The organism is Pseudomonas sp. NFR16 (assembly GCF_900108875.1).
GTDB lineage: Bacteria > Pseudomonadota > Gammaproteobacteria > Pseudomonadales > Pseudomonadaceae > Aquipseudomonas.
Genome location: NZ_FNYJ01000001.1, coordinates 1,355,912 through 1,368,076, shown reverse-complemented (window position 1 = coordinate 1,368,076; position 12,165 = coordinate 1,355,912). Strand labels below are relative to the sequence as shown.

The window sequence follows — 12,165 nt, the reverse complement described above, 5'->3', positions numbered from 1 at the left end:
TTCGCCAGTCAGACGATGCCAGAAGTATGTACGTTTGGGCAGGCGTCAATGTTCCGGGAACGACTTCTTTTATCGCAATGCTCACCCGTGAAGGCTTCGACCGACTTCACCGGCGTGTTCTGTACATCATCGGCGGGCCGGAAATGACAACCCCGCCTGATCGGCGGGGTTGGTATCGAGCGCGGTGCTGAAAAGCGCAGCGCTCATGTCAGGGTCGGCTCGCTGTTACCAGCGACCGCCACCATGGTAATAGCCCGGTGGCGGGCCGTAATAACGTGGCGGGCCATAGTAGCGGGGCGGACCGTACACCACGGGACGCTCAACGACATAAGCAGGCTGGTAGTAAACCGGTGGCGGGGGTGGCGGTGCGTAATACACCGGAGCCGGGGCCGCATACACCGGAGCGGGCGCCACGTAAGTCGGGCCCGACGCGACGGCTGCACCGACCACGCCGCCAACCACTGCGCCAATAACGGCCGCTCCACCCCAGCCTGGGCCGCCGCCATGGGCTTCAGCCTGGCCTGCAAGGGCGAGGGCACCTAACAACAAGGCAACCTTGGGGATGTGACGAATCATGACTGTTCCTCGGTGTTCAGTCCCGTTGTCGCGGGCCTGCGTTATGCTCAGGCACTGCCACGGGATAACTACTCAGACAACGGATTGCGAAATTTCTGCGGCGCCGTTGGGTAAATTTTGTGTAAGGTCTTCGACAACTTTGCTGACAATTGCGGGCTCTAATCACCGCAAGCAGCGCAATTCTACGCCTTTCCTGAGGCGCCACCTAATACCGTTCGGGAGATTTCATGTTGGTCACTGCCAGTAAAGAAACACTGTTATGCATGTCCTTGGCCGGCCGTCCCGGCAACTTCGGCGTGCGGTTTCATAACCATCTTTATCAGCAGTTGGGACTTAACTTTTATTACAAGGCTTTTGCGCCAAATGACCTGCCGGCTGCCATCGCCGGCATGCGATCGCTGGGTATTCGCGGCTGTGGCGTGTCCATGCCGTTCAAGGAGGCGAGCATCGCCCTGATCGATGAGATGGATGCATCGGCGGCGGCGATTCAGTCGATCAATACCATCGTGAACACTGATGGCCATCTCAAGGCCTACAACACTGACTACATCGCTGTCGCGCAGTTGCTGGAGGCGCACGCCGTTCCACGCACACGCTTTGCCCTGCGCGGCAGTGGCGGCATGGCCAAGGCGGTGGCGTGCGCGATGCGTGATGCCGGATTTACCGATGGCTTGATCGTGGCGCGCAACGAGGCGGCCGGTCGCGCGCTGGCGAGCACCTGTGGCCTGGCGTGGCAGGCAGAACTGGGCAGCGAGCGCCCGCCCTTGCTGGTCAACGTCACGCCACTCGGCATGGCGGGCGATCAGGCCGACGCCCTGGCCTTCGACGAAGCGGCTATCGAGGCCGCGGACACCGCATTTGACGTCGTGGCGACCCCTGCACGCACGCCGTTCATTGTTCACGCCGAAAAAGCCGGCAAGCGCCTGATCACAGGTGATCAAGTAGCGGCGATTCAGGCGCTGGAACAGTTCATCCTGTACACCGGCGTGACGCCGACCGCGGAGCAATATCAAGCCGCCGCCGCGTTCGCCCGGGGATAGCGTCGCTGGCTCGACCGCAGCCGCAGCCCGATCCATGCCAGTGATCAGGCGGATTTGAATGGCGCTGTTTCGCCAGCGCGCTTCGAGCCGAGGTTAGCTGCGGCCTCAGCCCTCCAGTGTTGCCAGCCGTTCTTCCAGTGCGGCAATCCGCGCCTCCAGTGCTTCAACCCGGTCCGTCAACGCCACGCTGCCGCCGCTGGAGCGTTCCGGCGACTGCTGCCGAGCTGCCAACAGCGCCTGCATGTCGGCCGGATCGCCCAGTGCGTGGGTGTACCGGTCCTCGCGCTGACCGGCCTGTTTCGGAATCAACAGCGCCAAGCCGCGACCGATCAATCGCTCCAGTTGATGAACGACCGCCTCGCCGTCTTCGAATTCGTGCATGCGCTGGCTGCGGGTCAGCAGTTCGTTGACCGTCTGCGGGCCGCGCAGCAGCAGAAGGCCGGTCAGAATCACCTGCGCCGGGACCAGTTCGAGGGTTTTGTCGACACGGTGTTCCCAGCGATCGGCGCGACTGCCCATGACCAGTCGCGTCAGTTGCAGGCTTTCAAGGGCGCGAAGGCCTTGACCCACCTGGCCAGCGGTCAGGTTCATCACGGGTTCGCGGCTGGTTTTCTGATTGCATGCCAGCACCAGCGCATTGAGGGTCAGGGGATAGGTTTCAGGGTTGCTCGCCTGTTTCTCGATCAGGCAGCCGAGAATGCGCACTTCGGTACTGTCGAGTTGCAGCGCATCGGCTGCGTCTGCGTTATTGCCGGAATCCAGATCGGCGGACATGGCGTTTCCCCACGCGTTGAAAAGGCTATGAGGGTAGGGTCTGGATGAGGTAAAAGACAAGCCGCGTTCGCATGCGCGACATGCGCTTCAACACGCTCCCTTTTCTCAGGAACTGCCATGACCCTCTCTCTGTACGCCGCTTCGATTCCGGTTATCAAACAAATGCTCTCCGCGCTGGGCAATGTGCTGGCCAAAGGCGAAGCCCATGCCACCGCGAAAAATATCCAGCCTGATGCTCTGCTGCAGGCGCGCCTGTTCCCGGACATGTTCCCGCTGACCCGGCAAGTCCAGATCGCCGTCGAGTTCGCCAAGGGCGCCGGCGCTCGTCTGGCGGGCGTCGAACAGCCGACCTTCGCCGACGCGCAGACTACGTTTGCCGATCTGCAGGCCTTGCTCGCCCAGACGCTGGCGTTCCTCGACACCCTGACGCCGGAGCAAATCAACGGCAACGAAGAGCGCGAGATCGTGCTGCGCCCCGGCACCGACAAAGAGAAGCGCCTGAGTACCCAGACCTATCTGGTTCACTACGCGCTGCCGCAATTCTTCTTCCACGTGACCACGGCGTACGACCTGCTGCGTCACAACGGCGTTGAAGTCGGCAAACGCGATTACATGGGCGCTTACTGATCGCCGACACCCGGACGGGCGTGAACGCCTGATCCCCGCCGCCGTCTGACTGTTCAGGCGGCGGTCCTGCTTCCAGGCCGCGCGATGGCGATGCTGTCGCCGGTCTCTGTTAATATCCGCATTCCGCTGTATGTCATCCCCGATCGGCCGCTCCGCAAGGACTGGTCGTTTCGTCGTTCTGGAGTGTTCATGTTCTTTCCCATCTACCTGTTATCGGCCGCCGGTTTCACTGTGCTGACGACAGAGTTCGTCATCGTCGGGTTGCTCCCGGCGATTTCCCGCGATCTGGCCGTGACGATCCCGCAGGCCGGCCTTCTGGTCACTCTGTTCGCGTTTACCGTCGCCTGCTTCGGCCCGTTTCTGACGGCCTGGTTTTCGCGATTCGAGCGCAAGCGCCTGTTCATCTCGGTGCTGATCATGTTCGGTGTCGCCAACGCCGTCGCCGCGATGGCGCCCAATATCTGGGTCATGGCCATCGCGCGATTGATTCCTGCCCTTGGCCTGCCTGTGTTCTGGGCGCTGGCCAGCGAAACCGCCGTCGACATCGTCGGCCCCGATCACGCCGGTCGTGCAATCGCCAAGATCGGGTTCGGCATCGTCTGCGCCACAGTCTTCGGCATTCCGGTGGGCACGTTGATTTCCGATGCCTTCGGCTGGCGCAGCGCCTTCGCCATTCTCTCGGTGGTGGCATTTGCCAAGGCGCTGCTGTTGTTCATTTACCTGCCACGCAGCGTGCACAAGGATCAGGCTTCTTTTCGCAGTCAGTTCCGCATCCTGCGCAGCCCGCTGATGCAGGGGCACGTGCTGCTGTCGGTGCTGGTTTTCAGCGGCATGTTCACGGCCTACACCTACCTGGCCGACATGCTCGAACGGCTGGCCGGTTTCAACGGCACGGTGGTGGGATGGTGTCTGATGGGGTTCGGCGCCGTCGGCCTGCTGGGCAATTCGCTGGGCGGTCGGCTGGTTGATCGTCATCCACTGATCGCCAGCCTGACGTTCTGCACGTTCATGATCGGTGGCATGGTGATGGTGGTGCCGAGCATGCACTCGCTGCCTGCGCTGGCATTGGCACTGGCGATATGGGGCGTGACCCAGGCCGCGCTGTTTCTGGTCAGTCACGTGCGGCTGATGAAGGCCGCGCCCGAGGCGCCTGCGTTCGCTGCCTCACTGAACATTGCCGGGGCCAACCTGGGGATCGGCATTGGCGCGATCATTGGCGGGCGGGTCATTGACCGACTGGGCCTGGGCAGCCTGGGGTTCGCGGCTGCCGGGATCATTCTGCTGTCGATTCTGCTGGCGCTGCTGCTCATGGCCGCAAGACCGGCCGCCGGGCGTTGTGAGGCTTAGTCGGTGAACAGCTGGCGTCGGGCACCTTCGGTGATGGCGACGATGCCGGGATGCTTGACCTTGCGCTCGACCGAGATCGCGTAGAACGACTCAGTCACCGCGTCGGTCTGGCCGATCAGCTCGACGTCATATTGCTCCATGACCTCGTCGGCAATGACACTGGGCGCGATGAAGATCCCGCTGCCGGATTTACCGAATGCCTTCATCAGCGCACTGTCGTCGAATTCACCGACGATTTTCGGCTGCACGTTCTGCTCGGCGAACCAGCGCATCAGGCGGCTGCGCACCACGGTCTGCTGCCCCGGAATCAGCAAGGGCGCGCCCTGCATGCCGAGAGGAAAATCCTGGCCGTAGCTCTGCGCCAGACTTCGCGTGGCGAAAAAGCTGATCCCGCATTCGCCGAGTTTCTGGCTGTAGCCTTTAATGTCCAGATGAGAGGGCATGGGGCTGTCGGAAATCACCAGGTCAAGGCGCTGAATCGCGAGGTCCGCCAGCAGCCGTTCCAGCTGATCTTCGCGGCAACTGATGCGGATCGACTCGCTCAAGGCCATGGTCGGCGCGATCAGCCGATAGACGATGGACTTGGGCACAACGTCCGCCACGCCCACCCGAAACAGAATCTGCTGTTCGTCCGGTTGCGCACGCAGCACTGCCTCAAGTTCGCCACCCAGCTGGAACATCTGTTCGGCGTAGGGCAGGGCGACGCGCCCGGTTTCGGTCAGCTCCAACTGACGACCGACGCGCTTGAACAACTCCACGCCGAAGGTCTGCTCCAGAAGGCTGATCTGCCCGCTGACGGTTTGCGGCGTGAGGTTCAGCTGTTCGCAGGCACGCACGATGCTGCCGGTCTTGGCGACGACCCAGAAATAGTGCAATTGGCGGTAGTTGAGCATGCTGGTGAACACTTCGGAAAAACCGAAGTATACACCTTGAAAATACGAATTTTGCTGAAGTGTTTCGGTCCCTAGAATGCCGACTGTCTTCTTTGAACTGAACCTGGACGAACCGTTATATGGAATACCTTCTGGAATTGGTGGCAAGCCCCACGGCGTGGATCGCGCTGGCGACGCTGGTGGTGATGGAAATCGTGCTGGGCATTGATAACCTGATCTTCATTTCGATTCTGACCAACAAATTACCGGTGCATCAACGCACCCGAGCACGCCGGATCGGCATCAGCATGGCGCTGATTCTGCGCCTGGGCCTGTTGAGCACCGTGGCCTGGATTGTCCAGTTGACCGAGCCGGTCATTGAAGTCTTCGGGCAGACCTTTTCGTGGAAGGACATGATCCTGATTGCCGGTGGTCTGTTCCTCGTCTGGAAAGCCACGACTGAGATCCATCACAGCGTGGACATCAAAAGCGAGGAGGAGAAAGCCGTCTCCAATACCGTCAGCCTGGGAATGGCCGCCGCCATTGGCCAGATCCTGATGCTCGACCTGGTTTTCTCCATCGACAGCATCGTGACCGCAGTCGGCATGACCGAACACTTGCCGATCATGATCATCGCCGTCGTTGCTGCTGTAGTAGTGATGCTGGTGGCGTCGGAACCGCTGGCGAAGTTCATCAACGATAACCCGACCGTCGTCATGTTGGCCCTGGGCTTCCTGATCATGATCGGTATGACCCTGATCGCCGAAGGCTTCGGCGCCCACGTGCCGAAAGGTTACGTGTACACCGCCATGGCGTTCTCTGCCTTGATCGAGGGCCTGAACATGCTGGTGCGCCGCGCTCGTCAGAAACGCCTGGAGGCCGAGGCCGGGGCTGAGACGCAGAAGGGCTGATCATCCGGTACAGCTGATGCAACGCAAAACGGTCGGGATGGGGACTCCATCACCGACCGTTTTTTGCCGCTATTTCTGCCGAGTGTCAGTGCGCAGTGGCATGACGGTGCTTGCGCTCTAGCGCGCGGGCGGGTTTGGCGGTATCTGCCTGTTGCCTGTGGTTGGGATGGTGACGGCGGGAAATCCGCATCACACCCCACAACATGGCGCCAGCGACGGCGAGCCAGGCAGCGATCAACATCACAATGGTCATTCCGAGGCTCATGGGTTCCTCCGGTCTTCTGCTCTTCGTCTCTCTGTAATCGACAGTCTAGTACGTGGGTTGTTGCTGAAAATTGACCGATGGTATTAAACCCATGACCGTTTTGTTCTATGCGCGCATGCGGACTGCGTATTGAGGCTATACCCAGGGTCAACGCGGCTCTATGATCGGCGTCCAGGCCGGGTCGCGGGTTGCCCGGTGTCAGATGAGTGAGTGAACGACGTGTCGGTACTGTCTCGGTTGGATGTCGCTGCAGGGAAACGCAAATGGCTGGCGCTCGCGGTGTTACTGACCGTTGGCGGTTGCTCCAGCTCCACTGACTGGAAGCCGGGATATCCCGCGCAATACAAACGTTTGCCGGACCGGGTGGAGATCAATGCGGTCCCGTTCTTTCGGGGCAAGGATTATCAGAGCGGCCCGTTTGCGCTGGCCAGCATGCTGACCGTGCATGGCGTGCAGACCACGCCGGGGTTGCTGGAAAAGCCGCTGAAACTGCCGGGGGGCGAGGATCGGCTGGAGCGCAACATGCTCGATCTGGCGCGTGAATACGGCTTCGTGGTCTACCCGGTCGATCATCAACTGCCCGATTTGCTGGCCCAGGTCGCCGCGGGTTATCCAGTGATGGTGCGCTTCTCTGAAGGGTCGATGTGGTGGAAAGAGCAACGCTATGGCGTGCTGGTGGGGTACAACCAGAACAAGCGCACGGTGCTGATTTACACCGGGTTGGGGCGTCTGACGGTCAGTTTTGAGGAGTTTACGTCCGACTGGAACAGCGCCGACAACTGGGCGGTGCTGGTGCAGGGGCCGCGGCAACTGCCTGCGCCCGTTGATCGGGAACGCTGGTTGAAGTCCGCCAACGAGCTGGCCCAGGCGGGGCAAGAGCAGGCAGCGGGTGAGGCGGTCAAGGCGATCAATAACGCGCATTGAGCCGAGTGACATCTGCCGACGGCGTCGCGTGAGGCGCGCTGTCGGCAAGGTGCGCTGCCCGGACGCTGTCAGTCAGAAGCCCAGTTTGTCCCGCAGGCTGTAGTACCAGGCGCCCAGCGCAGTCAGCGGTGTGCGCAGCAGTTGTCCGCCGGGGAACGGGTAGTGCGGCAGGCCGGCGAACGCGTCAAAACGTTCTGCCTGACCGCGAAGCGCCTCGGCCAGCACCTTGCCCGCCAGGTGCGTGTAGGTCACGCCGTGACCGCTGCAGCCTTGGGAATAGTAAATATTGTCGCCCAGCCGGCCGACCTGAGGCAGGCGCGACAGCGTCAGCAGAAAGTTGCCGGTCCAGGCGTAATCGATCTTCACGTCTTTGAGCTGCGGGAAGGCCTTGAGCATCTTTGGCCGGATGATTGCCTCGATGTTCGCCGGGTCGCGCGCACCGTACACCACGCCGCCGCCGAAGATCAGACGCTTGTCGCCCGAGAGTCGATAGTAATCGAGCAAATAATTGCAGTCCTCGACGCAGTAATCCTGCGGCAGCAAAGTGCTGGCCAGCTCTTCGCTCAGGGGTTCGGTGGTAATCACTTGCGTCCCGCAGGGCATCGATTTGGCCGCGAGTTCCGGCACCAGATTGCCCAGATAGGCGTTGCCGGCGACGATGATGAACTTCGCCCGCACCGAGCCTTGGGCGGTGTGCACCACAGGGTTGGCGCCGCGTTCGATACGAACGGCTGCCGATTGTTCGTGAATGACGCCACCCAGCGACTCGACCGCTGCGGCTTCGCCCAACGCCAGGTTCAGCGGGTGAATATGGCCGCCACTCATGTCGAGCATGCCGCCGAGGTACTGATCGCACGCGACCACCTGGCGTATGCGGCGCTGGTCCATCAGCTCCAGCTGCGTGTGGCCGTAGCGCTCCCAGAGCTTTTTCTGCGATTCCAGATGGCCCATCTGCTTGGCCGTCAGCGCGGCAAAAACACCGCCATCCTTGAGGTCGCACTTGATCCCGTATCGGGAGACACGCTCGCGGATGATGCTTGCGCCCTCGAATGCCATTTGCCCCATGAGCTGCGCTTCTTTGCCGCCGACGGTGCGTTCGATCACGTCGATGTCGCGGCTGTAGCTGTTGACGATCTGCCCGCCGTTGCGACCCGAGGCACCGAAGCCGACCTTCGCAGCTTCCAGCACGGTGACGTTGAATCCATTTTCCAGGAGAAACAGGGCGCTGGACAGTCCGGTGTAGCCAGCGCCGATGATGCATACGTCGGTCTGGACGTCGCCTTGCAACGCCGGGCGGGCAGGGGCGGGATTGGCCGAGGCGGCGTAATAGGACTGTGGATATGGAGTGTTCGTCATCCTGTAAACTCCCGTTCTATATTTTTTACGAATCTGCCGATCGTACCTGAGAAGAAAAACGGCCACCAGCCAGGTATCAGCGCACCACGCGCGGACGAGAAACCGGCGGGTGTCTAAAAGTTTTGGATATTCAGGAGGTTAGCCGGAATTCGTGTTGACACGGATTTCAATATCCGTAGAATGCCGACCCACAGCAGGCACGTAGCTCAGTTGGTTAGAGCACCACCTTGACATGGTGGGGGTCGTTGGTTCGAGTCCAATCGCGCCTACCAGATAATCCGCTCTGCTGGGCGGTAAGAAAAAGGGTGATCCGAAAGGGTCACCCTTTTTTGTTTGCAATCCATACTCCTGCAGCGGACGATTCGTGCGGCATTGATCCTTGCCAGCTCAGGTGCGTGGGCGGACGATTCTGGCGTTATTCGGACCTGGCGCGAGTGATGCGGCCGGCTTTAATCTCATCCACGTAAGCGCGGAGCCGATCGGCGTCTTTGTACTGCTGGTTCATCAGGTGCAGCACGGCTACTACGTCAACGTCTTTCACCCGCTCGGCCAGGCGACTGATCTCGCCGGCCGTACGCTCGAGGTTGCCAGCGATCGTATTGAGATCGCGCTTGAGTTCCAGCGCCGATTTCTTCATCCCCACGGTATTGCTCTCCTTCAACCTGCATTCGTTCCAAGCGTTCGCATCGGAGCCTTGGTAGGCGCGGAATATAGCAAAGCCTGGAAATGGGGTGCAGCATGACAGCAGGGCCATATCAGCAGGGCAGTAACTGTGCGGCTATGACGATGGGCGCTGTGGGGCGCCCTGATCGGATGATGCACCGCCAAGGCGGCCCTCCGATTGATCAGCCGCCTGCGCCGCCTGCACTGGACGAGCCGCCACCCGAACCTTTCGAGCTGCCTGCCGAACCGCCGCCCGTGGTGTCGCCGCCCGGAAGATCGGCATCGTTGTCGTTGCCTGTCCCGTTGCTCATTGAGGTGCCCATGCCGCTGCGAATGCCGACGCCCGAGCCAGTGTCCATGTCGGTGCCTTGTCGGGCCGGGTCCTGACCCTGCACGCGAGGGTCCACACCCGTCTGCGAAGGTGGCGGCCCCATGGCCGGAGCGGTCGAGCCTGCGGCGGCCATGAATGACGTGCAGGTCAGTGCGCAGCCAAGTGCCAGTACCGCGATTGATTTGTTCATGAGGTGATCTCCTTGTCGTGGTCCTTACCTGAACTTGGTCATCTGTGACACGAACATCGTGCCATCATGGCGACCAGCGGCATTTGTCCGTCGGCAGCCGGTAAAAAATTCGCATATTCATAGGCTTAAGGCGCGAAAAAGACGTTGACACACATTTGAATATCCGTAGAATGCCGACCCACAGCAGGCACGTAGCTCAGTTGGTTAGAGCACCACCTTGACATGGTGGGGGTCGTTGGTTCGAGTCCAATCGCGCCTACCAGATAAAATCCGCTCTGCTGGGCGGTGCGAAAAGGGTGATCCGAGAGGGTCACCCTTTTTTTGTGCCCGTTTCCCGCCTTGAACGGGTCGGCGCGTCCTTCATTATTCTCCAGGTTCCCGGGTCATGGCTGCGCGTCTCGCTGACGAAACCTGGCTTTCGGTGAAAAAAATCCTGATTTTTCAAGCTATCGGCTGGACCTTTTGCCACGATGCGCGATCATCAGTGCATGGAAATCGAAAGGAGGTGTGTATGTTTAGTCGGTCGCTGACCCTTGCCATTCTGTTCGCCGTTGCAGGCCCTTTGTTTGCCGCTGACGGCGATACCCCATTGACTCAGGAGCGTGGCAAGTCTCGTCCGTTGATCATCATTGCTTCCAGCTCGGTCGACCCGACGCTGGTGAGCCTCAAGAAAAGCCTCGATGAACCTGCCAACAAAGAAGCCTTCGCCAAGCGCAACATGGTTCTCTATACGGTCGTGAACATGATCGGCCAGCGCAACGGCAAGGACATGGATGCGCAGGCGACCATGGCGCTGATCCGTGATCTGAAGCTGGGTGCGCGGCCGGGCGATCAGGCGCAGGTGATTCTCGTCGGCAAGGACGGCGAAACGAAGATCGACCACAAAGGCTCGATCGATCCCAAGGAAATTTTCAGCACCATCGACCAGATGCCAATGGCTGAAAAAGAAGCGGCTGCCGCGCCAAGTGCGCCGGTGGCCGAACCCAAGGCGGCAGCGCCGGCTGGCAAGCCAGGCAAGGCCGGCAAAAACGCGCCCGCCGCTCCGCCCGCCGGGCTGGACGACTGACCCTGCATCGGCCCGCCCGGTGGCTGCACGACAAGCATCACGCAGCCACGCGTCGAGCCTCGTCATGTTGATCCGTGGCGGTAGGGAATACTCGGGCTTGCTGCTAAGATCGCGGTTTTTTCAGCGATAAGGAATGTCATGAAACATTGGGCGGGCGCTGTGGCGCTGGTGATGCTGGCCGGCTGCATGAGCTTGAATCAAACGCGGTCTGCGGGACCTGCGCATGTGTACGCGAGCCAGAAACCGGCCGCGGCGGTGGCTGAATGCATCAAGGTCACCTGGGCCAATGTGCAGCTGTTCGGGGATGTCGCCGACGTGTTCATGGAAACAGGCCAGCCGGGCGAGTTCGCCGTTTACACCACCGAAGGCGAGTATTTCGCCGACGTGCTGGGGAAGGGCGGCTCGACCACCATCAATTTCTACGCCAAACCGGGTGCCAAAGTGGTCGACCAGCGCGGCGCGGTGCTGGCAACCTGTCTGTGATCAGCCTCAGTTGACTGACCGTGAGAAGGCGCCCTGCAAAGGCGCCTCCGCACGGTGCATCACTGACACACCACGCGGAACGGTTTCAGATCCTACATTGGCGGCGTCACGCCATTTTCCCCGGCAGAAATCGACAGCGCGGTGAGGGTGTCGTCTGCACCTTTCTGTGCTTGCAGCACGATCTTCACGCCAGGCTTTAGCAGGCTGCGATCACCCGGCACGAGGTTGACGATCGGGACGTCATCCGGAATCAGAATCTTCTTCTGGCCACCTTTGTAGTTGACCGTGATGGTGCGGCCTTCGCTGGTGACCAGATCCCCCACCGAGCCATTGGTCATGGTGCTGTCCTTGGCAAGGTCGAACGCCCGATGGCCGTCGCCGGTGCCGGCCATTTGCGGGGGAAAGACATGCACCTCCAGCGCTTTCAACGTGCCGTCCGGCATTGGCACGGCGGCCGAGCCGATGTAACTGCCAGGTTTGATGTCCGACACCTGAGCCAGCGTCACGCCGCGCACTTGGGTGTCCGGGGTAAGATTGACCTGAACATCTTCGCCACGGTTGCTGTGGACCTTCAAATGGTCGCCTTCAATCGCCGTGATCGCGCCGCGCACACGCGCAGGTTTGGCATCGTCCGCCCAGGACACGCCCGAGGCGAACAGTGCAGCCGCCAGCAGGCCTGGAATCAGCAGGGTGTCGCGCATTCGTTTGCCAGTCTGGGTTTTCATGGATCTCGCATTCCC

Annotated in this window: 15 protein-coding genes and 2 tRNA genes; 9 read left to right on the top strand and 8 right to left on the bottom strand. The window is 60.9% G+C overall.

The window, feature by feature from the left end:
- Positions 1-225: 225 nt before the first annotated feature.
- The gene (locus tag BMZ10_RS06205; RefSeq protein ID WP_093459125.1) at positions 226-576 is read right to left on the bottom strand and encodes a hypothetical protein; all 351 of its coding nucleotides are present in this window, start codon (positions 574-576) and stop codon (positions 226-228) included.
- 227 nt (positions 577-803) lie between these two features.
- Between BMZ10_RS06205 and BMZ10_RS06200 the strand changes: the two genes are divergently transcribed.
- On the top strand, positions 804-1,616 hold the full coding sequence (locus tag BMZ10_RS06200; RefSeq protein ID WP_093459124.1) for a shikimate 5-dehydrogenase: 813 nt from the start codon (positions 804-806) through the stop codon (positions 1,614-1,616).
- Positions 1,617-1,721: 105 nt separating this feature from the next.
- On the opposite strand, the gene BMZ10_RS06195 is transcribed toward BMZ10_RS06200, so the two are convergent.
- On the bottom strand, positions 1,722-2,390 hold the full coding sequence (locus tag BMZ10_RS06195) for a YceH family protein (RefSeq protein WP_093459123.1): 669 nt from the start codon (positions 2,388-2,390) through the stop codon (positions 1,722-1,724).
- A 117-nt stretch (positions 2,391-2,507) separates the two neighbouring features.
- Here BMZ10_RS06195 and BMZ10_RS06190 point away from each other — a divergent pair, with 117 nt between their 5' ends.
- A complete protein-coding gene (locus BMZ10_RS06190) occupies positions 2,508-3,017 on the top strand; it encodes a DUF1993 domain-containing protein (RefSeq protein WP_093459122.1) in 510 nt (169 codons plus the stop codon).
- Between the two features lie 189 nt (positions 3,018-3,206).
- The gene (locus tag BMZ10_RS06185; RefSeq protein ID WP_093460072.1) at positions 3,207-4,364 is read left to right on the top strand and encodes an MFS transporter; all 1,158 of its coding nucleotides are present in this window, start codon (positions 3,207-3,209) and stop codon (positions 4,362-4,364) included.
- On the opposite strand, the gene nhaR is transcribed toward BMZ10_RS06185, so the two are convergent.
- A complete protein-coding gene (gene nhaR / locus BMZ10_RS06180; RefSeq protein ID WP_093460069.1) occupies positions 4,361-5,257 on the bottom strand; it encodes a transcriptional activator NhaR in 897 nt (298 codons plus the stop codon). The genes BMZ10_RS06185 and nhaR overlap by 4 nt on opposite strands.
- Positions 5,258-5,376: 119 nt before the next feature.
- On the opposite strand from nhaR, the gene BMZ10_RS06175 reads away from it, so the two are divergent.
- The gene (locus BMZ10_RS06175; protein WP_093459121.1) at positions 5,377-6,147 is read left to right on the top strand and encodes a TerC family protein; all 771 of its coding nucleotides are present in this window, start codon (positions 5,377-5,379) and stop codon (positions 6,145-6,147) included.
- Positions 6,148-6,232: 85 nt separating this feature from the next.
- Here the strand turns inward: BMZ10_RS06175 and BMZ10_RS06170 are convergent, their stop codons facing one another.
- On the bottom strand, positions 6,233-6,412 hold the full coding sequence (locus tag BMZ10_RS06170) for a hypothetical protein (protein ID WP_093459120.1): 180 nt from the start codon (positions 6,410-6,412) through the stop codon (positions 6,233-6,235).
- Between the two features lie 219 nt (positions 6,413-6,631).
- On the opposite strand from BMZ10_RS06170, the gene BMZ10_RS06165 reads away from it, so the two are divergent.
- Entirely contained in the window at positions 6,632-7,336 is a 705-nt protein-coding gene (locus BMZ10_RS06165; protein WP_256214364.1) for a cysteine peptidase family C39 domain-containing protein, read from the top strand.
- A 72-nt stretch (positions 7,337-7,408) separates the two neighbouring features.
- Here BMZ10_RS06165 and BMZ10_RS06160 read toward each other — a convergent pair whose 3' ends face one another.
- Positions 7,409-8,692 (bottom strand): NAD(P)/FAD-dependent oxidoreductase, encoded by a 1,284-nt coding sequence (locus BMZ10_RS06160; protein WP_093459118.1) that lies wholly within the window; start codon positions 8,690-8,692, stop codon positions 7,409-7,411.
- A gap of 195 nt (positions 8,693-8,887) precedes the next feature.
- Between BMZ10_RS06160 and BMZ10_RS06155 the strand changes: the two genes are divergently transcribed.
- A tRNA-Val gene (locus BMZ10_RS06155) sits at positions 8,888-8,964 on the top strand.
- A gap of 143 nt (positions 8,965-9,107) precedes the next feature.
- Here the strand turns inward: BMZ10_RS06155 and BMZ10_RS06150 are convergent.
- Complete coding sequence (locus tag BMZ10_RS06150; RefSeq protein ID WP_256214435.1) at positions 9,108-9,329, bottom strand: hypothetical protein; 222 nt, start codon at positions 9,327-9,329, stop codon at positions 9,108-9,110.
- A gap of 208 nt (positions 9,330-9,537) precedes the next feature.
- Positions 9,538-9,876, bottom strand: coding sequence for a hypothetical protein (locus BMZ10_RS06145; protein WP_093459116.1), 339 nt, complete (start codon positions 9,874-9,876; stop codon positions 9,538-9,540).
- 185 nt (positions 9,877-10,061) lie between these two features.
- On the opposite strand from BMZ10_RS06145, the gene BMZ10_RS06140 reads away from it, so the two are divergent.
- The 3 genes from BMZ10_RS06140 to BMZ10_RS06130 all read left to right on the top strand — a co-directional run bounded on the left by BMZ10_RS06140 (position 10,062) and on the right by BMZ10_RS06130 (position 11,425).
- A tRNA-Val gene (locus BMZ10_RS06140) sits at positions 10,062-10,138 on the top strand.
- A 249-nt stretch (positions 10,139-10,387) separates the two neighbouring features.
- Positions 10,388-10,942, top strand: a complete 555-nt coding sequence (locus tag BMZ10_RS06135; protein WP_093459115.1) for a DUF4174 domain-containing protein — start codon at positions 10,388-10,390, stop codon at positions 10,940-10,942.
- A gap of 138 nt (positions 10,943-11,080) precedes the next feature.
- The gene (locus tag BMZ10_RS06130; RefSeq protein ID WP_093459114.1) at positions 11,081-11,425 is read left to right on the top strand and encodes a hypothetical protein; all 345 of its coding nucleotides are present in this window, start codon (positions 11,081-11,083) and stop codon (positions 11,423-11,425) included.
- A gap of 92 nt (positions 11,426-11,517) precedes the next feature.
- On the opposite strand, the gene BMZ10_RS06125 is transcribed toward BMZ10_RS06130, so the two are convergent.
- Entirely contained in the window at positions 11,518-12,150 is a 633-nt protein-coding gene (locus BMZ10_RS06125; protein ID WP_371265927.1) for a DUF5666 domain-containing protein, read from the bottom strand.
- Positions 12,151-12,165 lie beyond the last annotated feature (15 nt).

Coding starts and splice junctions, on each gene's coding strand:
- BMZ10_RS06160 (WP_093459118.1), bottom strand. CDS start 8,692: ATGACGAACACTCCATATCCACAGTCCTATTACGCCGCCTCGGCCAAT.
- BMZ10_RS06185 (WP_093460072.1), top strand. CDS start 3,207: ATGTTCTTTCCCATCTACCTGTTATCGGCCGCCGGTTTCACTGTGCTG.
- BMZ10_RS06135 (WP_093459115.1), top strand. CDS start 10,388: ATGTTTAGTCGGTCGCTGACCCTTGCCATTCTGTTCGCCGTTGCAGGC.
- BMZ10_RS06145 (WP_093459116.1), bottom strand. CDS start 9,876: ATGAACAAATCAATCGCGGTACTGGCACTTGGCTGCGCACTGACCTGC.
- BMZ10_RS06170 (WP_093459120.1), bottom strand. CDS start 6,412: ATGAGCCTCGGAATGACCATTGTGATGTTGATCGCTGCCTGGCTCGCC.
- BMZ10_RS06175 (WP_093459121.1), top strand. CDS start 5,377: ATGGAATACCTTCTGGAATTGGTGGCAAGCCCCACGGCGTGGATCGCG.
- BMZ10_RS06205 (WP_093459125.1), bottom strand. CDS start 576: ATGATTCGTCACATCCCCAAGGTTGCCTTGTTGTTAGGTGCCCTCGCC.
- BMZ10_RS06150 (WP_256214435.1), bottom strand. CDS start 9,329: ATGAAGAAATCGGCGCTGGAACTCAAGCGCGATCTCAATACGATCGCT.
- BMZ10_RS06125 (WP_371265927.1), bottom strand. CDS start 12,150: ATGAAAACCCAGACTGGCAAACGAATGCGCGACACCCTGCTGATTCCA.
- BMZ10_RS06190 (WP_093459122.1), top strand. CDS start 2,508: ATGACCCTCTCTCTGTACGCCGCTTCGATTCCGGTTATCAAACAAATG.
- BMZ10_RS06130 (WP_093459114.1), top strand. CDS start 11,081: ATGAAACATTGGGCGGGCGCTGTGGCGCTGGTGATGCTGGCCGGCTGC.
- BMZ10_RS06195 (WP_093459123.1), bottom strand. CDS start 2,390: ATGTCCGCCGATCTGGATTCCGGCAATAACGCAGACGCAGCCGATGCG.
- nhaR (WP_093460069.1), bottom strand. CDS start 5,257: ATGCTCAACTACCGCCAATTGCACTATTTCTGGGTCGTCGCCAAGACC.
- BMZ10_RS06200 (WP_093459124.1), top strand. CDS start 804: ATGTTGGTCACTGCCAGTAAAGAAACACTGTTATGCATGTCCTTGGCC.